Here is a 19,101-nt window from a genome sequence, read left to right as displayed (position 1 = left end):
GTCCAGAGACGAGGGGCAGGGGCATGAGCGAAGAAGCGTCGTTCGACATCGTGAAGGTGCTGAAGGCCCTTCCGCATCGCTATCCCCTGCTGCTCGTGGACAAGGTGCGTTCCATCACCCTTGGTGAGCGCATCCACGCGGTAAAGGCCGTTTCGTTCAACGAGGAATACTTCCAGGGCCATTTCCCGGGACGCCCGATCATGCCCGGTGTCTTGCAGATCGAGGCCATGGCGCAGGCCGCCGCGATCCTCGGGATCGAGACGCTGGAACTGGCCGGGACCGGCAAGCTGGTCTATTTCATGGGCATCGAAGGCGCGAAGTTCCGCGCCCCGGTGGAGCCGGGCTGCCTGCTCGACCTGCATGTGGAATTCACCCAGAAGCGCAGCCGAATCTACAAGTTCAAGGGCACGGCCAGCGTTGAGGGCAAGACCACCTGCGACGCCGAATTCACCGCGATGATCGCCGACCCGCCGGGTTGACGCGCAACGCTTGCCAAACACTCAAACGCGCCTTAAAGGGCGCGCTTTCCCGCACAACAGCATGTCCGGTCGGAACCGGGCCGCGCTAGCAAGGACTTATGCCATGAAGGCCGATACGCACCCCGATTACCACATGATCACCGTCAAGATGACGGATGGTACCGAATTCCAGACGCGCTCCACTTGGGGCAAGGAAGGCGATACCATGAACCTGGAAATCGACCCGACCAGCCACCCGGCCTGGACCGGCGGCCCGCAGCGCCTGCAGGACGGCGGCCGCGTTGCCCAGTTCAACAAGCGTTTCGGCGGGCTTTCCCTCAAGAAGAAGTAAGCTTTCCGGTTACGGAATATGCAAAGGGCGGTCCCGCGGGGCCGCCCTTTATGATTCGCGCGGCGTCCTTTCGAACCGCATAACCCCGACATAGCTGTATTCACCCGTGTCGGCGGGATGGTTCTGCCCGTCGAAGACAGGCGTATCGGCCAGGTCGTAGATCGACATGCCATCGACGCAGGCAAGGCTGACGCCGCAATTGTCCGGTTCGGACCGCAAATCCTGCAAGACATGGATGCCGCAACGCGAACAGAAGTGATGCTTCGCGATCTCGCTGCCGAATTGATAGGTCGACAGGGCCTGCTGCCCTTTCGTGACTGCGACGTCGCTCTTTGGGACATCGAGCATCACGATGCCCTTCATGGCGCAGATCGTGCAGTTGCAGCGGCGGATCAGCGGCTGTTCGGGCATGGCGAAGCGGAAGCGCACTGCGCCGCAATGGCAGCCGCCTTCGCGGTGGCCGGCCGTGCTCACCCCCACGGCCTTTCGCGGTACCACTTCGTAATCACGTATTTCAGGCCTTTGCGCACCTTCATCGCGTGATGCATCGTCGCGGCGTTCAGCGTCCCGTCGGGGCGCTTGTTGTTCCAGCAGACGAGCCGGCCCTGCTCAGGCTGAAACATCTTCTTGATGACCTTGAACCGCGTCGCGCCGCCGGCTTCCACATCGTTCAGATAAACCATGAAGGTCCAGGTGCGCTGGCCCGCGACATGGGTAAACTTGTGGAAGTCCTGTCCGTTCGGCTCGAAATAGTCGGTGTGCGCCTTGAATTCCTGCCCCGGCTCATACCGCTGCCCCTGCACGGGCTCGCCATGCGCGGGGTCGATGCCATTGATGGCATACAGTTGCCGCTCAAGGTCCTGGATGATGGGATCGGACGGGTCGAGATCGCAGGTCTCGCTGGTGCGGAAATAACTGTCGCCATTGGGATCGGCGATGGTGGAGGGGCGCCGGTCGCGGTCGATCATGTCCATCAGTTGCTGGCACAGTTCCGGCGGGAGGAATCCCGGCACGGTGTACATCTGCAGCCTGTCGCTCGGCACCTTGCGAACGCCGGGCGTGTTGCCCAGCAAAGCGGTGTCGGCTTCTCCCGGATTCGTCATGCCAGCCTGATAACGCGCGTGCAGCGCGCAACCAAGGCTGAAATATTGTTGCGTTTGCAGGCGTATCGCGCAGTTTTCACTTTGCATCGCAGGCCGCTTGTGCAACAGGCTCGCCCGCGCGCCATTCGCCGCTTGACCGGCGGGCGCAGCAGCCTAACAGCCCCCATGCGGCTCAGGCTGTGGCGATCGTAGCTCAGTTGGTTAGAGCGCCGGTTTGTGGTACCGGAGGTCGGGGGTTCGAGACCCCTCGATCGCCCCATTTTCCAGCCTGTCCGCGCAGATTCGAAGCGACAAGGTTGGGGCTCGCAACATGACGGCATTCTGGACCGAAAGCGATTACGACGCGCATGAGCGGGTCGAGCTGGTGCACGATCGCAAGTCCGGCCTGACGGCGATTATCGCCCTGCATTCCACGCATCTCGGCCCCGGCGCGGGCGGCACGCGGTTCTGGCACTATGCCGAGCCGAAGGATGCCATGCGCGATGCCCTGCGCCTCTCCCGCGGGATGAGCTACAAGAACGCCATGGCCGGCCTGCCGATGGGCGGCGGCAAGGCGGTCGTCCTGCTCGACAAGGACCGCACCAAGACGGCTGAGATGCTCCACGCCTTCGGCGACGCCGTCGAGGCGCTTGGCGGCAATTACGTCACCGCCGAAGATGTCGGCGCCAGCGAAGCCGACATGGTCACGATTGCGCAGCGCACGGCGCATGTCTGCGGCCTTCCTGCCGAAGATGGCGATGCCGGCGGCGATCCCGGCCCGTTCACGGCCATGGGCATCTATCACGGCATCAAGGCGGCGGTTCAGCACAAGCTTGGCAAGGACAGTGTGCAGGGCGTCCATGTGGCTCTGCAGGGCACGGGCAGTGTCGGCGGCGGAGTCGCGCGCCTGCTGGCGAAGGACGGGGCGAAGCTGACCCTGGCCGATATCGATCCCGCGCGCGCCGAGCAGCTGGCAAAGGAATTGGGCGCCAATGCCGTGGCTGCGGACGCGATCATGGGCATCGCCTGCGATGTGTTCAGCCCCAACGCGCTGGGCGCGATCCTGGATGACGAAGGCATTGCCCGGCTCGATTGCGCCATCGTGGCCGGCGGGGCGAACAACCAGCTGGCCCGCGCGCATCACGGCAAGGTGCTGGCGGAGCGCGGCATCCTGTATGCACCCGATTACGTGATCAACGCCGGCGGCATCATCAATGTCAGCCTGGAATATCTCTGCCGCCAAAAGGGCGCGCCCTGCGACATCAACGAGGTGCGCCGCCGGATCGCGCAGATTCCCGGCCGCCTGACCGAGATCTGGCAGGAAAGCGAAGACACGGGCGAGCCGTCCGATGTCGTGGCCGACCGCATGGCCCAGGCCCTGATCGGCCGGGGCTAAGCCCGTTCAACCCCTTTCATGGTGCATCGCAAAATGTTGCGGGCTGCGAAGCGCGCTGATACAGGCCGCGCCCTGTTTGCGTGTTGCAGCCACGATGGCCTTGCGGACGCATTGACCAAGGGGCGTCAATCCCGATGAGCGCACAACCCGGCATTGCTGCACACGGCGAAAAGGACAGCGCGAAGCTGAAACTTGCCGTGGGCGCAATCGGTATCGTCTTCGGCGATATCGGCACCAGCCCGCTTTACGCTTTCCGCGAGACATTCGTCGGCCCGCACCCGCTGGCGCTGGACGATCTGCACGTGCTGGGCGTGGTCAGCCTGATTTTCTGGTCCATGACGCTGGTCGTGGCCATCCAGTACGTGTCCATCCTGATGCGGGCGGACAATAACGGGCAGGGCGGTTCGCTGGCCCTGATTGCGCTTATCACGCGCCACCTTGGCAAATCCAAACACAGCTGGCTGATCGTCTTGCTGGGGGTCTTTGCGACAGCGCTTTTCTACGGCGACAGCATGATTACGCCTGCCATTTCGGTCCTGTCGGCCGTGGAAGGCCTGACCGTGGTGGACCACCGGCTGGACCGGATGGTGATCCCCATCGCGCTGGTCCTGCTGATCGGCCTGTTCGTGCTGCAAAAGCGCGGGACGGCGAAGGTCGGCGCGCTCTTTGCGCCTGTCATGATCGTCTATTTCACGATCATCGCCTTCATGGGCATCGTCCAGATCGTCCAGACGCCGGAGATCTTCTACGCGCTCAATCCCTGGTACGCGGTGCAGTTCTTCATCACGGACAAGTGGCTGGCCTTCCTGGCGCTTGGTTCGGTCGTGCTTGCGGTGACCGGCAGCGAGGCGCTGTATTCCGACATGGGCCATTTCGGCCGCGGTCCGATGAAGCTGAGCTGGTTCGGCTTTGTCATGCCCTGCCTGCTGCTGAACTACTTCGGCCAGGGCGCGATGATCATGGGCCTGGACGATGCCGGGGCGGCAGAGGCCATCCAGAGCCCGTTCTTCTACCTGGCGCCCGAGGCCTATCGCTTGCCGCTGGTGATCCTGGCCACATTCGCCACGTTCATCGCCAGCCAGGCCGTGATCAGCGGCGCCTTCAGCATCACCCACCAGGCGATCCAGCTGGGCTTCGTGCCGCGCCTTTCCATCCGCCACACCAGTGATGAGCATTCCGGCCAGATCTACATCCCCAGCATCAACTGGGCGCTGATGATCGCCGTGATCGTGCTGGTGCTGACCTTCCAGAATTCCTCCAACCTCGCCAGTGCATACGGCATTGCGGTTACAGGTGCGGTGACCATCGACACGCTGCTGATGGCGGTGTTGCTGATCGGCGTGTGGAAGTGGCCGAAGTGGATCGCCATTCCGGTGGTCGTCCTGTTCCTGATTGTGGACGGCGCCTATTTTGCCGCGAACCTGACGAAGGTGCCGGAAGGCGGCTGGTTCCCGCTGCTGGTGGGCGCGATTGCGTTCACATTGCTGACGACGTGGTCGAAGGGCAGGTCACTGCTGCGCGGGCGCATGAAGGAAGTCAGCCTGCCGCTGGACATCTTCGCCAAGTCCGCCCGCGGCAGCACTGCGCGCGTCCCCGGCACGGCGATCTTCATGAACTCCGGCAGCACCGGCACGCCATCTGCGCTGCTGCATAACATCAAGCACAACAAGGTGCTGCATGACCGGATCGTGGTGCTGACGGTCCTAATCGACGATGTGCCCTATATCGCTGAGGAAGACCGGATCGAATGCACGTCGCTGGGCGACGGCTTCTACCGCGTGATCCTGCATTACGGCTTCATGCAGGAAACCAACGTACCGCGTGCGCTGGACGATGTGACGATGTGCGATGGGAAGTTCGACATGATGTCGACCAGCTTCTTCCTCAGCCGCCAGACGCTGCTGATGGCGGACAATCCCGGCATGGCCGTGTGGCGCGAGAAGCTGTTTAGCTGGATGATGCGCAACGCGGCAACGCCGATGGAATTCTTCCGCCTGCCCACCAACCGCGTGGTGGAACTGGGCAGCCAGGTCGAGATCTGATCGCGCAGCCCGTCAGTCCACGGGCGGCGTGGTCTCGGCTTCCTTCTTGCCTTCCAGGTCCAACCCGTGGCGCATCAGCATGGGAAGCTGGCTGAAGGTGAAGATAAAGCTCAGCGGCATGAACAGCCACAGCTTGGCCGCCAGCCACGCCTCGAAACTGATCGTGTAGATCAGAACGGTGTTGAGCACGGCCAGCGCCAGGAAGAACCAGGCCCAGTTGCGCGACAGCTTCAGCCAGCCTTCGTCGCTCAGCCCGTCGAAGGCGGCTTCCAGCAAATATTTCAGCAGCGCCTTGCGCTTCGCATATCCGATAAGCAGCGCCGCGCCGAACAGCACGTAAATGATGGTCGGCTTCCACTGGATGAAGCGCTCGTCCCGGAAATATATCGTCAGCGCGCCGAAGCCCACGATCAGCGCGGTGGAGAGCCACAGCATGGGCGAAACCTTGCCCAGCCGCCATTTGCTGACCGCCAGCGCGATGACGGCCGCGACGATAAAGGCGCCCGTGCCGTTGATGACGGCCATGATCTCGCCCGCGGTGTTGTTCCCGTCGGGACTGGTCAGCTTGTAGACGGCAAAGAACACTAGCAGCGGGCCGTAATCGACCAATATGTTGATCCAGCCGGACTTCGGCTTGGCGGCGATGGGCGCCTGTGAGGGGGCTTCTGCTGTCATTTTTCTCAGTCCAATTCCCGCTCATCCTGAGCCTGTCGAAGGATGTTGTGAAAAGCTGCAGGGGGCTTCGACAAGCTCAGCCTGAGCGGATTTGCTGTGTCGTAGATTATGCCACACCCGCAATCACGCGTGCCACCAGGTCCGGGTCGAAGGGGCGCAGGTCGTCCATCGTCTCGCCCACGCCGATGGCGTGGATCGGCAGGCCGTACTGCTCCGCCGCCGCAACTAGGACGCCGCCGCGGGCCGTGCCGTCCAGCTTGGTCATGATCAGGCCGGTGACGCCCGCCACTTCCTTGAACACGTCGATCTGAGAAAGCGCATTCTGGCCATTCGTGGCATCCAGCACCAGCACGACGTCGTGCGGCGCCTCGGGGTTCAGCTTGCCAAGGACGCGGCGGATCTTCGCCAGTTCGTCCATCAGCTCGCGCTTGTTCTGCAGGCGTCCGGCGGTGTCCACCACCAGCGCATCGATGCCTGTATCGGTCGCCTGCTTCACAGCATCGAACACGATGCTGGCGGGATCGCCGCCTTCGGGACCGGTGACGATGGGCAAGCCGATGCGGTCGGCCCAGACCTTCAGCTGACCGATGGCAGCGGCACGGAACGTGTCGCCCGCCGCCAGAAGCACGCCGTAATCGTCTTCCTGAAACAGGTGGGCGAGCTTGGCGATGGTGGTGGTCTTGCCGCTGCCGTTGACGCCGATCACCAGCACCACCTGTGGGCGGGGGAAGGCGGTGACCTCCAGCGGCTTTGCCACCGGGCGCAGGATGGCGGCGATTTCCTCCGCCACCGCTTCCTTCAGCTCGGTTTCCGTGATGCTCAGGCCAAAGCGCTTTTCCGCCAGCTTCGCGCGGATGCGGCCGGCGGCAGCGGGGCCAAGGTCGGACAGGATCAGCGCGTCCTCGACATCGTCCAGCGTTGCATCGTCCAGCTTGGCCGTGCCGACCACGCCCGTCAGGTTCTCGCCCAACCGCTCCGACGTCTTGCGAAAGCCGCCAAACAGGCGGTCCGACCATGTCGATTGCGTGGGTTCACTCATGAAAGCAGGCCTTTTTTGTGTCCGGTCGGCGTGATGGGCAGGATTGTGCCGCGCGCTGTGCCAGGCGGCACGGCAACACGGGCGAAGTTCTCCGCATAGCCTGTCCCGTCGCTTTCCGCGACCACCTGCAGGCGCTGCCCGACGAGGGAGGTCAGCCATTCGTCGCGCAGGGCTGCGGCTTCGGCGCGAAGCGTAGCGGCGCGGGCCTTTACCGCGGTCCGATCGACCTGCGGCATGCGCGCGGCGGGCGTGCCGGGACGGGGCGAGTAAGGGAATATGTGTGCGTGGACGATTTCGCATTCACGGATGATGGAGAGGTTATCCGCATGATGCGCCTCCGTCTCCGTCGGGAAGCCGGCGATCAGGTCCGCGCCCACTGCGATGTCGGGGCGGGCAGCCTTCAGTCGCTGCACCAGCTCCACCGCTTCCGCGCGGCTGTGGCGGCGCTTCATGCGTTTCAGGATCAGGTCATGGCCGTGCTGCAGGCTGAGGTGGATATGCGGCATCATGCGATCGTGCCCGGCAAACAGCTCGAACAGCTCCTCATCCACCTCGATACCGTCGAGCGAGGACATGCGCAGGCGGGCCAATTGCGGGAATGTGTCCAGCACTGTGCGGACAAGCGTGCCGAGCCGCGGCGTGTCAGGCAGGTCATAGCCCCAGCTGGTGACGTCCACGCCGGTCAGGACCACCTCGGCTGCGCCGTGTTCCAGGTGGCGCTCCACTTCGCGCAGCACTTCTGCCGTCGTCAACGAACGGCTAGTGCCGCGGCCTTGCGGGATGACGCAGAAGGTGCAGGAGTGGTCGCACCCGTTCTGCACGGCGACGAAGGCGCGGGTGTGCTTTACGCTGGGCGCGGGTGCGGGGCGGGGCGCGATATTCCACGCGCGCGGGTCCAGCTTGGTGGTATTCGCGACCAGCCCGTCGACTTCGGGCATGGCTGCAAGCTGTTCGCGCTCGATATCGGCGGCGCAGCCTGTCACCAGCAGGCGCGATCCGGGGCGCGCGCGGCGGGCACGGCGGATCGCTTGCCGGGTCTGGCGCACGGCCTCGCTGGTCACGGCGCAGGAATTGACGATGACCACGTCCTCGTCATCGCGCAGCATCGCGCGAATGTTCTCGCTTTCCGACAGGTTCAGGCGGCAGCCGAGCGATATGACTTCCGGAGCATGGCTCACGCGTAATCGTCCCATTCGAAGCTGCCGCGATAGCTCTCGATCGCCGGGCCCGTCATGGTGATGCTGGCATCGTCGGATGGCCACGCGATGTGAAGGTCGCCGCCCGGCAGGCCGACGGTGACGGCGCGGTCGACGAGCTTCCTTCGCATCGCGGCAACCGCCGTGGCGCAGGCACCGGTCCCGCAGGCGCGGGTCAGGCCGGCGCCGCGTTCCCAGACACGCAGGCGTATGCGACTGCGAGTCTCGATGGAAGCGACATTCACGTTCACGCGCTGCGGGAAGAGCGGGTCATTCTCGATGACGGGGCCCAGCCGTTCCAGCTCTACCGCGTCGCAATCGGGCACGAGGAACACGGCATGCGGATTGCCGACATTGACGGCGACGGGGCGTTCAAGCGCCTCCCAGCCTACCGGCATGTCCAGCGTGTCCATCGGGTCCGCTAGCGGGATGTCCTGCCAGTCGAAGCGCGGCTGGCCCATATCCACTTCAATGCCTGCATCTGCGGGCGCGACATGCAGCAAGCCTCCAGCCGTGCGGATCGTGGCGGGTTTCCCCAGCAGCAGGCCAACGGCGCGGGTGGCATTGCCGCAGGCCTCCACTTCCCCGCCATCGTGGTTGAAGATGCGCATCGCGATATCGGCATTATCTGCTGCGCCGAGCACGATCAGTTGATCGCAGCCAATTCCCGTGTGCCTGTCCGCCAGAGCGGAGGCCATCGCAGGCGTCATCTCGGGCAGGGCCTGCGCGCGCGCATCCAGCACGACAAAGTCGTTGCCCAGACCGTGCATCTTGATGAATTCAGCGCGCATTGCCGCCAGTTAGGGGGCAGCGCGTCCAGAGGCAATGCCGGGGCGTGTCGGCCCGGCGCTCAGCTGGCCTTGGCCAGGCCCTCGTCACCGGGCTGATCGCGTTGTGCATCGCCCGCAAGCCGGCCTTCCTTACGCAGCATTTCGCGCGTTGCAGCGGCATCGGCAGGATGGCCGTAGAAATAGCCCTGGCCTTCCAGCTCACCCAGCTTGGCCAGCTGCGCCAGGACCGTCTCGTTCTCCACGCCCTCGGCCACTATGGGCATGCCCATGCTGCGGCCCAGGGCCACGATGGCGCCGACCATGGCACCCGAATCGCTTTCGCCGCCCAGCTCCGTCACGAAGCTGCGATCGATCTTGAGCCGGTCGAAGGGCAGGCTGCGAAGCTGGCTGAGGTTGGAATAGCCGGTTCCGAAATCGTCGAGGCTGACGCGCACGCCCTGGTTCTTCAGCGAGACCAGGATGGAGCGCACCATGGCCGGATTTTCATGCAGGCAGCTCTCGGTAATTTCAACGTCCAGCCGGTGCGGCGGGAAGCCGCTTTCCGAAAGGATCTTCAGCAGCTTCTGGGCAAACCACGGGTCGCGCAATTGCAGCGGAGAGATGTTGATCGCCAGCGAGAGGTTCGCATCCCACTCCTTGGCATCGTCCAGCGCGCGGCGGATCAGCTGTTCGGACAATTCGGAGATAAGCTCCATGTCCTCGGCCACCGGAATGAAGACTTCCGGCAGCACCGTGCCCAACTTGGGCGAGTGCCAGCGCGCCAGCATCTCGAAGCCGGTCAGCTCGCCCGATCCAAGGGCAATCTGACGCTCGTAATATGGCACGAATTCGCCGCGGCCGAGGCCTTCGCGAATCCCGTTTTCCAGCTCGCGGCGGAAGCGAAAATCGCTCTCCATGCGCGGTTCGAACCAGACGTGGCAGTTCCGGCCGCGGCCCTTGGCGTGGTACATTGCGATATCTGCGCAGTGCAGCATCCATTCGGCGTCCTTGCGCTCGTCTTCACGCTCCGCATCCGCATCGCTGCGGGCAATGCCGATGGACACGGTGATGCCGTATTCGGATTCCTCGTGCGTAATGGGTTTGCCCATGGCTTCGAGGATGCGCAGGACGACCTTCTCGATCCGCTCCTGGTCATCGCTCTCGAAGGCGATGGCGCAGGCGAATTCATCGCCGCCCGTGCGTGCCAGGATTCCGCCGACGGGCATTTCCCGGGTCAGGCGCGCTGCAGCCTCACGCAGCACGGCGTCGCCGACCTGGTGGCCGTTCTGGTCATTGACCTGCTTGAAATTGTCGAGGTCGAGTACGAGCACGGCTGCGGCCTGCTCATTCTCGCGGGCAGCCTGGATCAGCTCATCGATCCGGGCATTCGCGCTGCGGCGGTTGAGGCAGCCAGTGAGCGGGTCCGTCTCGGCCAGCAAACGCGCCGTTTCTTCTGCGCGGCGGCGTTCTTCCACTTCGCGGCGCAGCTCCGTGTACCGCCGCCATCCGAAGATCACGAGTGCGATATTGAGCAGCAACGCGTTGGTCAGAAGCAGGTCGGGCGGGGCCGCCGTGCCGAACCAGCTGTCCAGTACTTGCGGCATGATAGTGCCGCCGGTCCCCACAAAGAGGATCAACGCAGCGGCCGCAATGCCTAGCGTCACAATGTCGCGGTCTGCCTTCTGCAAGGCAGCCGAACGCGCGCCATCTTCGGCCTTTGCGCGTTTGCGGAATGCGATCACTCGTCCAGTCCCCCTAACTCGAAGGTCCGGGCATAATTGGTCAATGTCACTTTTCGGTTAATTGCGGTGAGGGGTCGGTTTCGCTAGGCCCGCCAGCCTTAGCTTGCAGGAGAAATTGCGTGGCCCGTCACTGGCTGATGAAATCCGAACCCTTCAAATACAGCTGGGACGACCTGCAGCGCGATGGTGAGACGGTATGGGACGGGGTTCGCAACCACCGGGCGAAGAACAACCTCGCCGCGATGGAGGTGGGCGACAAGATCTTCTATTACCACTCGCGCGAAGGGCTGGAGATCGTGGGCATCGCCGAGGTGAGCGAGGCGCATATCACCGACCCCACCGATCCGGAGGGTAAGTGGGCTGCGGTGAAGATCAAGCCGGTCCGCACACTGGATAACCCCGTGACCCTGAAGCAGATCAAAGCTGCATCGGACCAGCTGCCCGATATCGAGCTGGTGCGCCTGTCCCGCCTGTCCGTGGCGGAAATCCAGCCGGACGAGTGGGACATCATCTGCAAGATGGCCGAAGGCTAAGGGCGCAACGGGCCTTAGCGGGCGCGCAGCCCCTCGATCGTCACGCCCGATGCGGCGATCACGTCCTGATCCTGCAGGCAGTGGATCAGGCGAAGGCCCTTGGCGGAGACAGCCTGCTGTAGCGCCTCGGCAAATTCATCCGCCGTTTCCACGCGCCAGCTCTGCGCCCCGAACGCTTCGCCCAATTTCGCAAAATCCGGATTGGCAAGGCTGGTGCCGCTGACACGGCCGGGAAATTCCCGTTCCTGGTGCATGCGGATCGTGCCGTATGTCCCGTTGTCCACCACGATAACCAGCAGATCGAGGCCGTATTGCGCGGCCGTGGCCAGCTCCTGCCCGTTCATGAGGAAGTCGCCGTCGCCCGCCACCGCGACGACGCAGCGATCGGGCAGGGCCAGCTTCGCCGCGACTGCTGCGGGCACGCCGTAACCCATCGCGCCCGCGGTCGGCGCCATTTGCGAAGGATAGCCGGCATAGGGCCAGTACCGGTGCCACCAGCTGGAAAAATTGCCGGCCCCGTTGCAGATCACGCTGTCCGCCGGGAGGATCCGCCGCGCGGCGGCCAGGCATTGCGCAAGGTCCAGCTTTGTCCCGTCGCTGCCGGGCGTATTGAAGGCCAGCCATTGCTCATGCGCCTGCTGCCCGGCATCGAAGGACAGGATGTCGTGGTCCCACAGGTCCGCGCCCTCGGCAAACTCGCCCATGTCGGCGCAGATCGCCAGGTCTGCGCGATAGACGCGCTGGAGCTCCTCCGGGTCGGGATGGACATGGACCAGCAGCTGTCCGGGATGGTCCGGCGTGACGAGTTCATAGCCGTCGGTCGTGGCCTCTCCCATGCGTGCGCCCACCACCAGTAGCAGGTCTGCCTGCCTGATGCGCTCCAGCAGCTTGGGGTTCGGGCCGTAGCCCAGGTTTCCGGCATAGACCGGCGAGTCCGGGGAAATCGCGTCCTGCCGCCGGAATGCGGTGGCAACCGGCAGGCCGATGTCTTCGGCGAAACGGGTGAAGTGCTCGCGTGCCTTGGCATTCCAGCCTGCGCCGCCGACGATGGCGACGGGGGAAGACGCATCGCCGATCATCGCCATCATGGTGGCCAGCGCGTCGGGGCAGGGGGCCTGCGCCGGGCGGTGGACGAAGGGGCGCGGCTCCAGCCCCTCGACCTCGTCCGACAGCATGTCTTCGGGCAGGGCGATGACCACCGGGCCCGGACGGCCGGAGGTGGCGGTGGCATAGGCGCGGGCGATGTATTCCGGGATCCGCGCGGCATCGTCGATCCGGGCAGACCACTTGCAGATCGGGCCGAAATAGGCCGCGAAGTCCATTTCCTGGAAGCCTTCGCGGTCGCGCATCTCGCGCGCGACGTCGCCCACGAACAGGATCATGGGCTGCGAATCCTGCATGGCTACGTGGACGCCGATGCTGGCGTTGGTGGCGCCCGGTCCGCGCGTGACGAAGGCGACGCCGGGCCGCCCGGTGATGCTGCCATCCGCGCAGGCCATGAAGGCCGTACCGCCTTCCTGGCGGCAGATTATGGTTTCAATTCCGTCGCTATCGTGCAGGGCATCCAGCACGGGCAGGAAGCTCTCCCCCGGCACGGTGAAGATACGGCGGCATTCCTGCGCTTTGAGGCACTGGACGAGGAGCTTGGCGGCGCTTTGTTTCATGCGAAACCGATTAGCGGCGCGCCGCGGCGGCGGCAATGCGGCGCGGCGCACAAAACGCTCATGGTTGCCGGATTGGGTTAATGTCCCCGCTGTGGACAGGCGCATAAAGCCGGGGTTCCAAATGGTTAGCACCGCGTTAACCCCCTCGTCATGAGAAGAGCACTGGTCCTTACCGATGAGTCGGCCCGTCACCCTTTCCGGGCCAGCTTGCCCGCCTATGTCTGCAAGGACACGCGGCGTCGCCATCGCGCCTGGCGGGTGCCCTTCGCTGTGAATGCAGAGGATGTGCGCGGCTTTGCGCTCGCCTATTCCGCCTGCTTCGTCGCGGTGATGACCTTTATCTGGTAACGCCTCAGGCCGGGGCGGTCTCCGCCGCGTGGATCGCGGCATCCTGCTCCGCGCGGTAAAGTTTCATTCCCAGCCACACTGATACGAGGCACATGGCGCTCGACAGCAACACCTGCTCCGCCAGCGGTATCCCGATCGTACTGAGCGCGAAGGCCAGCAGCGAGCCGATCACCATCGAACCCGAATTCACGATATTGTTCGCCGCGACCGTGCGGCTGGCCATATTTGCCGCCACGCGCGTGGTCAGGAAGGCATAGAGCGGCACCACGAACATGCCGCCGAAAATTGCGATCAGCAGAAGGCTGCCGAGCACTACCCAGGCCAGCGGGTAGGACAGGAACATCGTCACATCCATCAGCTCGTCGCTGCGCAGCCCGGCATTCCATGCCCGGCATACCATGTAGAACAGCGCCACCATGATCCCCATCATCAGCACGGATATCGGGGCATAGCGGGCCGACACCCGGCCCTTCAGCAGCAGATTGATGGTGACCGATCCCACTGCCACGCCGACGGAGAAGGAGACGAGGAACAGGCTCGCCACCTTCGGATCGGCCAGTAGGACGTTCTTGGCCAGCGGCGGGAACTGGATGAACAGCACGCTGCCGATGGTCCAGAAGAAGCTGATAGCGATGATGGCGTAAAGGATCTCGCGGTTCTGCATCGTGTCGCGCAGCAGCGCCCAGGACGATGTGAAGGGATTGTAGTCGATCTTTTCCTTCTCGCCTTGCGGCGGGGCAGGCGGGACCTGCCGCGAAACGAGGTAGCCCATCACGGCAAAGGTAACGATGGCGAAGGCGGCAATCTCGACATTTTCGGACAGCAGGCCCGCCAGGATCGTCCCGCCCATGATGGCTATATAGGTCCCGGCCTCCACCAGGCCGGTGCCGGCCAGCACTTCATCCTTCTTCAGGTGCTGCGGCAGGATCGCGTATTTGATGGGGCCGAAGAATGCCGATTGCACGCCTGTGCCGAACAGCGTTGCCAGCAGCAGGGGGATGGCCACCGCATCCACCGCTATGCCGTTCCACGCCATGAACAGGCCCACGGCACCCACGCACATCAGCACGATTTCCGCCGCCTTGATGCGCCGGATCAGCACGGCCTTGTCGCGCAAATCGGACAATTGTCCGGCGATGGCGGAGAGCAGGAAGAAGGGCAGGATGAACAATCCGGAGGCGACGCTTGAGAACATCGTCTCGCTCTCCGCCGAATTGTAGATGGTGTAGACGACGAACAGCACCATCGTCGTCTTGTAGACGTTATCGTTGAAGGCGTTGAACAGCTGGGTGGCGAACAGCGGCAGGAACCTGCGCCGTTTCAGCAGGTGGGTGGAAGTAAACATCGTGCCCCTTGCATGGCGCCATCCGGCGTGTCCGGGCAGCTTAGCGGTGGAATTGCCGTGGGCAAGGCAAGCGGGGTCCTTTTTCCGGCACTCCGAACACGCTAGGGCTGCTGTCAGTCATGCTGAGCCTGCCAAACGTCCTGACCCTTTCGCGCATCGTCGCGATCCCGCTGCTGGCCTTCCTCCTGTGGTGGCCAGGCTGGGAACTGGGCTATGGCCTCGCCTTCGCACTGTATTGCGCGATGGGCATCACGGATTACTTCGACGGCATGTTGGCGCGCTCAAGCGGAGCGGTGAGCAAGCTGGGCATCTTCCTCGATCCGATTGCGGACAAGATCATGGTGGCCGCCGTCATCCTGGTGCTGGCGGCGCAGGGCGTGCTGCGCGGCCCCTATGTGGGCGACGCGCATGTGATCGCCGGGCTCATCATTCTGGTCCGAGAAATTGCAGTATCGGGGCTGCGCGAGTTTCTGGGCGGCCTGCAGGTCAGCATGCCCGTCAGCAAGCTGGCCAAGTGGAAGACCACTTTCCAGCTGGTCGCGCTGGGATCCCTGATTTTAGGGCAGGCGCTGCCTGGCTGGACCATGCCATTTGGCGCGATAGACGTGAACGTGCCGCACACCGTCGGCCTCACCACCTTGTGGGCAGCGGCCATCCTGACGCTGGTAACCGGCTGGGATTACCTACGCGTCGGCCTGAAACACATGGATTGAATCGCGGGCCGGAAGGCCGCGCAAGATCAGCCCAGGCGCGCACCGTCGACGATGGCGTCGCTGGCCCAGCTGTTCGTTTCCAGCGGGATGCCGAAGCGGTCGCGCGGATCGCTGGCGTCGAATTCCTCACCCGGCATGTAGCCCAGGCTTTCGACCAGGCGGCTGTGCAGCGGCACTTCGAACTTGACCCCGGCATTGCGGCCGCAGCGCCACACGATGCGGCCCGGCATCACCGTCATGTCGTTCAGGTGGACCTGGACAATGGCGTTGACCGCTGCGTCCGGGTGGCCCGTCTCGATCATGCAGCCCCCGCATGAGAGGTTGTACAGCTGCACGAAATCGCGACCACCGCTGATCGTGCAGGCAATTTCCCTGTCGGTTTCAAATCGATTGTAAGAACGCATGACCCGGTCCTGTTTTACTATTGTCCCGGATGCACTTTCCCAAATGGAGGTAAACTTGCGGTAAAACGCGTGTTAACCCGCTCTCAACTCTTCCGCGAGCAGGCGAAACTCGGCCGATCGCGGGGAATTTCGCCGCCAGATCAGGGCGATCTCGCGGTTCGCATTCTTGCTCTTCAGCGGCCGCGCGACGATATCCGTATCGCGCAGGATCCCGGCATCCACGGCCATGCGTGGCAGCATGGTCAGTCCAAGTCCGTTGTCCACCATCTGCACCAGCGTGTGCAGGCTGGTCCCGATCATGGTGGCGTTATCGCGCAGTTCCGGCCGGTTGCAGGCGGCCAGGGCATGCTCGCGCAAGCAGTGGCCATCTTCCAGCAGCAGCAGGCGGCCTTCGTCGATGGAGCCGGGGGAGACAATCTCAGGTGGATCGCGGGGGTCATCCTTGGGGAAGGCCACCATCAGCTCGTCGTCGCAGATCTTCGCGCTTTCCACTTCGCCCGTGGCAAAGGGCAGGGCAAGCAGGACGCAATCCGCCCGGCCATGATGCAGGCTTTCCACCGCATCGCCGCTGGTCTCCTCGCGCAGGAACAGCTTCAGCTGCGGGCGCTCGCGGCGCAGGCGCGGCAGGATCTTGGGCAGCAGGAAGGGCGCGATGGTGGGGATCACGCTCATGCGCAATTCGCCGGACAGGGGCTTCCCGCTGGCCTGCACCAGATCGGACAGCTCCTCCGCCTCGCGCAGCAGGCGGTGTGCCTTTGCCACCACCTGGTTGCCCAGCGGCGTGAAGCGCACGACGCGGCGGCTGCGTTCCACCAGCGTTACGCCCAGCAGGGTTTCCAGCTCGCGTATCCCGGCGGACAGGGTGGACTGCGACACGAAGCTGGCTTCTGCAGCACGCCCGAAATGATTGTGTTCGTGCAGCGCCACCAGATATTGCAGCTGCTTGATAGTGGGCAGGTACGTGCTCACTCCTGCGCGGTCTCGGGGTCGGTCTCGGGCTCCGGGTCAGGCTCGGTGGATTCGGCGGGCTCTTCGGGGCCTTTCGCAATGTCGGCAATGGGGGCCATCTTCAGCCTGCCACCCTCGACGGCAAAGGCCAGCTTTCCCTCCACCAGCTCGACCGCTTCCTTGCCGAACACCTCGTAACGCCAGCCTTCCAGAACGGGCAGGTCGCGCACGCCGGCGGCAAGCGCCTCCAGCTCGTCGGACCGGGTCAGCAGGCGGCTGGCGATCTCGATTTCGCGGCTGCGGATCTTAAGCAACAGCTTCAGCAGGTCCGCCACCAGCGCGCCTTCCTTGCCCAGCGGCGCGCCGCGCTTGGGCTTGGCCGGCATTTCGGACTTGGGCAATTCCTCCGCGCCTTCCAGCACCTTCATCAGGCGGCGACCGATGTCATTGTCCTTCCAGGCGTTGGAAAGGCCGCGCACCTTGCCGAGGTCCGCCTGTTTCTTGGGCGGATGGCTGGCGATGTCGGCCAGCGTCTCGTCGCGCATGATACGGCCGCGAGGAATGTCCTTGTCCTGCGCTTCGCCTTCGCGCCATGCGGCCAGCGCCTTCAGCCGGCCCAGCACCATGGCGTTGCGCGACGGTGCGCGGATCTTGCGCCACAGCTTTTCGGGATCGGCGTTGTAATTGGACGGGTCGGCCAGCTTTTCCATCTCCGCATTCAGCCAGGCACCGCGGCCGGTCTTGATCAGCTTTTTCAGCATGCGCGGGAATATCTGGGCGAGGTACGTCACATCGCCGATGGCATATTCGATCTGCCGTTCGGTCAGCGGGCGGCGGCTCCAGTCGGTAAAGCGCGCGCCCTTGTCGATCGTCTTGCCCAGCCAGCTTTCGACGAGGTTGGCATAGCCGATCTGCTCGGACTGGCTGATGGCCATCATCGCAATTTGCGTGTCGAAGATGGGATGCGGCGTCTTGCCGGTGAAGTTGTAGACGATCTCCACGTCCTGACCGCCGGCGTGGAAGATCTTCAGGACCTCCTCATTGTCGCACAGCAGGTCCCACAGCGGGGAGAGGTCGATGCCGTCTGCCAGCGGGTCGATGGCGGCGGCTTCCTCCTCATTGCCAAGTTGCACCAGGCAGAGCAGCGGGTAATAGGTATTCTCGCGCATGAATTCGGTGTCGACGCACACGAATTCGCTTTCCGCCATCTTTTCGCAGAAGTCGGCCAGCGTATCGCTATCGGTAATCAGCGGGTGTATCTTCATCGTCGCTTTTCAATCTGTGGGCGGAGTGCCGCCCCCGGGCCGGGCCCAAGGAAACCGTGCGGTTGAAGGCCGCGCCGGGCAAGGTAGCGGGAGTGCCCTGCGCACGGCAATGCCGCGCAGGCAGCTATGCACCGCTTCGCGAGCGCGCGCTGTAGAGGGGCATGGCCAGGGGTCAAGCTGGTCTTAACGGTATCAGCGTTAGGGAGGCGGCCATGCGGCATGACTTCCACCACGATGGCGACTGGATCGGCAGCGATATCGGCGTGTTCGATACGGACGCGCTGGCTGCCTGCTATCCGGACAGAGCGGCGCGTTTCGGCCATCTCCTCGCGCACCGGCAGTCCCTCTCATGGCCCGCGATCCGCGATGCGCTTGCCAGCGGCGCCCGCTCGCTGATGGAGGTGCGGGAAGATACGCCGGAGGGCCGCTTCCGTCCGCTCGCGGACCTTCCGGACGATTTCGGATCCTTGCTGGACGATCTCGCCACGGCCAAGCGCTGGATCATGCTGCGCGACCTTGCGCGCTGGCCGGATTTTGCCGATGTCGTTGCTGAGATCGTGACGGCCATCGGCCCTGTCGCGGAGAGCCCCACGGGCGCGCTGCTGCATCCGGTGGCGTTCCTGTTCGTCAGCTCGCCCGGGCTTCTGACGCCGCTGCATTTCGATCCGGAGTACAACGTCCTGTTGCAGATTGCGGGGAGCAAGCACTTTACAATTATCTCCCCCGAAGCGGGCCTGCCGTCGCCGCAGGACAACGAATATTACCATGCATCCGGCGACAATCTGCTGGAGTGGAGCGAGGGAGCCGCGCGTTTCGCGGTCCCGCATGAGCTGCGCAGCGGGGACGCCCTGCACGTGCCATTCAAGGCGGCGCACACGGTCACCGTGGGTGAGGAGCCGTCGGTTTCACTCTCGGTCACGTGGCGCTCTCGCAGCAGCCTGCTGCAGGACGATGCGTGGAGCTTCAATGCGGCGATGCGCCGGGTGGGCGTGGCCATGCCGCCGCCGGGGCAGTATCCATGGCTGCGCGGCGTGGCCATGCGGGCGCTCAGGCGCCTGCGGCTGGCCTGACACCGGCCAGACGAACCTTGACAAAACGCCGCCCGGTGGCTGTTAGGGGCGCGCTTTTG

20 protein-coding genes and 1 tRNA gene are annotated in these 19,101 nt (G+C 64.1%); 9 read left to right on the top strand and 12 right to left on the bottom strand.

Annotated elements, in window-relative coordinates; genetic code table 11:
- Nucleotides 1-23: 23 nt before the first annotated feature.
- The gene (gene fabZ / locus A6F65_RS09645; RefSeq protein ID WP_067788205.1) at nt 24-479 is read left to right on the top strand and encodes a 3-hydroxyacyl-ACP dehydratase FabZ; all 456 of its coding nucleotides are present in this window, start codon (nt 24-26) and stop codon (nt 477-479) included.
- A 103-nt stretch (nt 480-582) separates the two neighbouring features.
- On the top strand, nt 583-810 hold the full coding sequence (rpmE, locus tag A6F65_RS09640) for a 50S ribosomal protein L31 (RefSeq protein WP_067788203.1): 228 nt from the start codon (nt 583-585) through the stop codon (nt 808-810).
- Nucleotides 811-858: 48 nt separating this feature from the next.
- Here rpmE and A6F65_RS09635 read toward each other — a convergent pair whose 3' ends face one another.
- Both A6F65_RS09635 and A6F65_RS09630 read right to left on the bottom strand, forming a co-directional pair.
- Nucleotides 859-1,284, bottom strand: a complete 426-nt coding sequence (locus A6F65_RS09635) for a GFA family protein (RefSeq protein ID WP_237164808.1) — start codon at nt 1,282-1,284, stop codon at nt 859-861.
- Entirely contained in the window at nt 1,281-1,913 is a 633-nt protein-coding gene (locus tag A6F65_RS09630) for a prolyl hydroxylase family protein (RefSeq protein WP_067788201.1), read from the bottom strand. Before A6F65_RS09630 ends, A6F65_RS09635 begins: the two co-directional genes overlap by 4 nt.
- A gap of 182 nt (nt 1,914-2,095) precedes the next feature.
- On the opposite strand from A6F65_RS09630, the gene A6F65_RS09625 reads away from it, so the two are divergent.
- The 3 genes from A6F65_RS09625 to A6F65_RS09615 all read left to right on the top strand — a co-directional run bounded on the left by A6F65_RS09625 (nt 2,096) and on the right by A6F65_RS09615 (nt 5,330).
- Nucleotides 2,096-2,172, top strand: a tRNA-His gene (locus A6F65_RS09625).
- A gap of 51 nt (nt 2,173-2,223) precedes the next feature.
- Nucleotides 2,224-3,288 (top strand): Leu/Phe/Val dehydrogenase, encoded by a 1,065-nt coding sequence (locus A6F65_RS09620; RefSeq protein ID WP_067788199.1) that lies wholly within the window; start codon nt 2,224-2,226, stop codon nt 3,286-3,288.
- A 134-nt stretch (nt 3,289-3,422) separates the two neighbouring features.
- The gene (locus tag A6F65_RS09615; protein ID WP_067788197.1) at nt 3,423-5,330 is read left to right on the top strand and encodes a potassium transporter Kup; all 1,908 of its coding nucleotides are present in this window, start codon (nt 3,423-3,425) and stop codon (nt 5,328-5,330) included.
- Nucleotides 5,331-5,342: 12 nt separating this feature from the next.
- On the opposite strand, the gene A6F65_RS09610 is transcribed toward A6F65_RS09615, so the two are convergent.
- From A6F65_RS09610 to A6F65_RS09590, 5 genes are all read right to left on the bottom strand, one after another.
- Entirely contained in the window at nt 5,343-6,005 is a 663-nt protein-coding gene (locus tag A6F65_RS09610; RefSeq protein WP_067788195.1) for an inner membrane-spanning protein YciB, read from the bottom strand.
- A 106-nt stretch (nt 6,006-6,111) separates the two neighbouring features.
- Complete coding sequence (ftsY, locus tag A6F65_RS09605) at nt 6,112-7,044, bottom strand: signal recognition particle-docking protein FtsY (protein WP_067788193.1); 933 nt, start codon at nt 7,042-7,044, stop codon at nt 6,112-6,114.
- Nucleotides 7,041-8,237, bottom strand: a complete 1,197-nt coding sequence (locus tag A6F65_RS09600; protein ID WP_067788191.1) for a MiaB/RimO family radical SAM methylthiotransferase — start codon at nt 8,235-8,237, stop codon at nt 7,041-7,043. Before A6F65_RS09600 ends, ftsY begins: the two co-directional genes overlap by 4 nt.
- Nucleotides 8,219-9,031: a diaminopimelate epimerase gene (dapF, locus tag A6F65_RS09595; RefSeq protein WP_067788189.1), complete on the bottom strand. Its 813-nt coding sequence runs from the start codon at nt 9,029-9,031 to the stop codon at nt 8,219-8,221. The genes A6F65_RS09600 and dapF overlap by 19 nt, the downstream gene beginning before the upstream one ends.
- Nucleotides 9,032-9,090: 59 nt before the next feature.
- Entirely contained in the window at nt 9,091-10,752 is a 1,662-nt protein-coding gene (locus tag A6F65_RS09590) for a putative bifunctional diguanylate cyclase/phosphodiesterase (RefSeq protein WP_237164807.1), read from the bottom strand.
- Between the two features lie 119 nt (nt 10,753-10,871).
- Here A6F65_RS09590 and A6F65_RS09585 point away from each other — a divergent pair, with 119 nt between their 5' ends.
- Nucleotides 10,872-11,285, top strand: coding sequence for an EVE domain-containing protein (locus A6F65_RS09585; protein ID WP_157093111.1), 414 nt, complete (start codon nt 10,872-10,874; stop codon nt 11,283-11,285).
- A gap of 14 nt (nt 11,286-11,299) precedes the next feature.
- On the opposite strand, the gene A6F65_RS09580 is transcribed toward A6F65_RS09585, so the two are convergent.
- Nucleotides 11,300-12,949 carry a thiamine pyrophosphate-binding protein gene (locus A6F65_RS09580; RefSeq protein WP_067788185.1) on the bottom strand — a complete coding sequence of 550 codons (1,650 nt, stop codon included), beginning with the start codon at nt 12,947-12,949 and terminating at the stop codon, nt 11,300-11,302.
- A 150-nt stretch (nt 12,950-13,099) separates the two neighbouring features.
- On the opposite strand from A6F65_RS09580, the gene A6F65_RS12930 reads away from it, so the two are divergent.
- Complete coding sequence (locus tag A6F65_RS12930) at nt 13,100-13,297, top strand: hypothetical protein (RefSeq protein WP_157093110.1); 198 nt, start codon at nt 13,100-13,102, stop codon at nt 13,295-13,297.
- Nucleotides 13,298-13,301: 4 nt separating this feature from the next.
- Here A6F65_RS12930 and A6F65_RS09575 read toward each other — a convergent pair whose 3' ends face one another.
- Entirely contained in the window at nt 13,302-14,642 is a 1,341-nt protein-coding gene (locus A6F65_RS09575; RefSeq protein ID WP_067788182.1) for an MFS transporter, read from the bottom strand.
- 119 nt (nt 14,643-14,761) lie between these two features.
- On the opposite strand from A6F65_RS09575, the gene pgsA reads away from it, so the two are divergent.
- Nucleotides 14,762-15,355, top strand: coding sequence for a CDP-diacylglycerol--glycerol-3-phosphate 3-phosphatidyltransferase (gene pgsA / locus A6F65_RS09570; protein WP_067788179.1), 594 nt, complete (start codon nt 14,762-14,764; stop codon nt 15,353-15,355).
- A 26-nt stretch (nt 15,356-15,381) separates the two neighbouring features.
- Here the strand turns inward: pgsA and A6F65_RS09565 are convergent, their stop codons facing one another.
- The 3 genes from A6F65_RS09565 to rnd form a co-directional block, all read right to left on the bottom strand.
- On the bottom strand, nt 15,382-15,759 hold the full coding sequence (locus A6F65_RS09565; RefSeq protein ID WP_067788176.1) for a PilZ domain-containing protein: 378 nt from the start codon (nt 15,757-15,759) through the stop codon (nt 15,382-15,384).
- 72 nt (nt 15,760-15,831) lie between these two features.
- Nucleotides 15,832-16,728, bottom strand: coding sequence for a hydrogen peroxide-inducible genes activator (locus A6F65_RS09560; protein WP_067788174.1), 897 nt, complete (start codon nt 16,726-16,728; stop codon nt 15,832-15,834).
- Nucleotides 16,725-17,972 (bottom strand): ribonuclease D, encoded by a 1,248-nt coding sequence (gene rnd, locus A6F65_RS09555; RefSeq protein WP_067788172.1) that lies wholly within the window; start codon nt 17,970-17,972, stop codon nt 16,725-16,727. Before rnd ends, A6F65_RS09560 begins: the two co-directional genes overlap by 4 nt.
- A gap of 212 nt (nt 17,973-18,184) precedes the next feature.
- Here rnd and A6F65_RS09550 point away from each other — a divergent pair, with 212 nt between their 5' ends.
- Nucleotides 18,185-19,042, top strand: coding sequence for a JmjC domain-containing protein (locus A6F65_RS09550; RefSeq protein ID WP_067788170.1), 858 nt, complete (start codon nt 18,185-18,187; stop codon nt 19,040-19,042).
- The last annotated feature ends 59 nt before the right edge of the window (nt 19,043-19,101 follow it).

This window comes from Paraurantiacibacter namhicola, from assembly GCF_001687545.1.
Classification (GTDB): Bacteria; Pseudomonadota; Alphaproteobacteria; order Sphingomonadales; family Sphingomonadaceae; genus Paraurantiacibacter; species Paraurantiacibacter namhicola.
This window is presented reverse-complemented; position numbering and strand designations above follow the sequence as displayed.

What these genes read in the sequence shown, in the direction of transcription:
- A6F65_RS09610 (WP_067788195.1), bottom strand. Translation starts at nt 6,005, where the DNA reads ATGACAGCAGAAGCCCCCTCACAGGCGCCCATCGCCGCCAAGCCGAAG.
- A6F65_RS09580 (WP_067788185.1), bottom strand. Translation starts at nt 12,949, where the DNA reads ATGAAACAAAGCGCCGCCAAGCTCCTCGTCCAGTGCCTCAAAGCGCAG.
- A6F65_RS09600 (WP_067788191.1), bottom strand. Translation starts at nt 8,237, where the DNA reads ATGGGACGATTACGCGTGAGCCATGCTCCGGAAGTCATATCGCTCGGC.
- ftsY (WP_067788193.1), bottom strand. Translation starts at nt 7,044, where the DNA reads ATGAGTGAACCCACGCAATCGACATGGTCGGACCGCCTGTTTGGCGGC.
- A6F65_RS09615 (WP_067788197.1), top strand. Translation starts at nt 3,423, where the DNA reads ATGAGCGCACAACCCGGCATTGCTGCACACGGCGAAAAGGACAGCGCG.
- rpmE (WP_067788203.1), top strand. Translation starts at nt 583, where the DNA reads ATGAAGGCCGATACGCACCCCGATTACCACATGATCACCGTCAAGATG.
- rnd (WP_067788172.1), bottom strand. Translation starts at nt 17,972, where the DNA reads ATGAAGATACACCCGCTGATTACCGATAGCGATACGCTGGCCGACTTC.
- A6F65_RS09565 (WP_067788176.1), bottom strand. Translation starts at nt 15,759, where the DNA reads ATGCGTTCTTACAATCGATTTGAAACCGACAGGGAAATTGCCTGCACG.
- A6F65_RS09550 (WP_067788170.1), top strand. Translation starts at nt 18,185, where the DNA reads ATGCGGCATGACTTCCACCACGATGGCGACTGGATCGGCAGCGATATC.
- A6F65_RS09575 (WP_067788182.1), bottom strand. Translation starts at nt 14,642, where the DNA reads ATGTTTACTTCCACCCACCTGCTGAAACGGCGCAGGTTCCTGCCGCTG.
- fabZ (WP_067788205.1), top strand. Translation starts at nt 24, where the DNA reads ATGAGCGAAGAAGCGTCGTTCGACATCGTGAAGGTGCTGAAGGCCCTT.
- A6F65_RS12930 (WP_157093110.1), top strand. Translation starts at nt 13,100, where the DNA reads ATGAGAAGAGCACTGGTCCTTACCGATGAGTCGGCCCGTCACCCTTTC.
- A6F65_RS09620 (WP_067788199.1), top strand. Translation starts at nt 2,224, where the DNA reads ATGACGGCATTCTGGACCGAAAGCGATTACGACGCGCATGAGCGGGTC.
- A6F65_RS09630 (WP_067788201.1), bottom strand. Translation starts at nt 1,913, where the DNA reads ATGACGAATCCGGGAGAAGCCGACACCGCTTTGCTGGGCAACACGCCC.
- pgsA (WP_067788179.1), top strand. Translation starts at nt 14,762, where the DNA reads ATGCTGAGCCTGCCAAACGTCCTGACCCTTTCGCGCATCGTCGCGATC.
- dapF (WP_067788189.1), bottom strand. Translation starts at nt 9,031, where the DNA reads ATGCGCGCTGAATTCATCAAGATGCACGGTCTGGGCAACGACTTTGTC.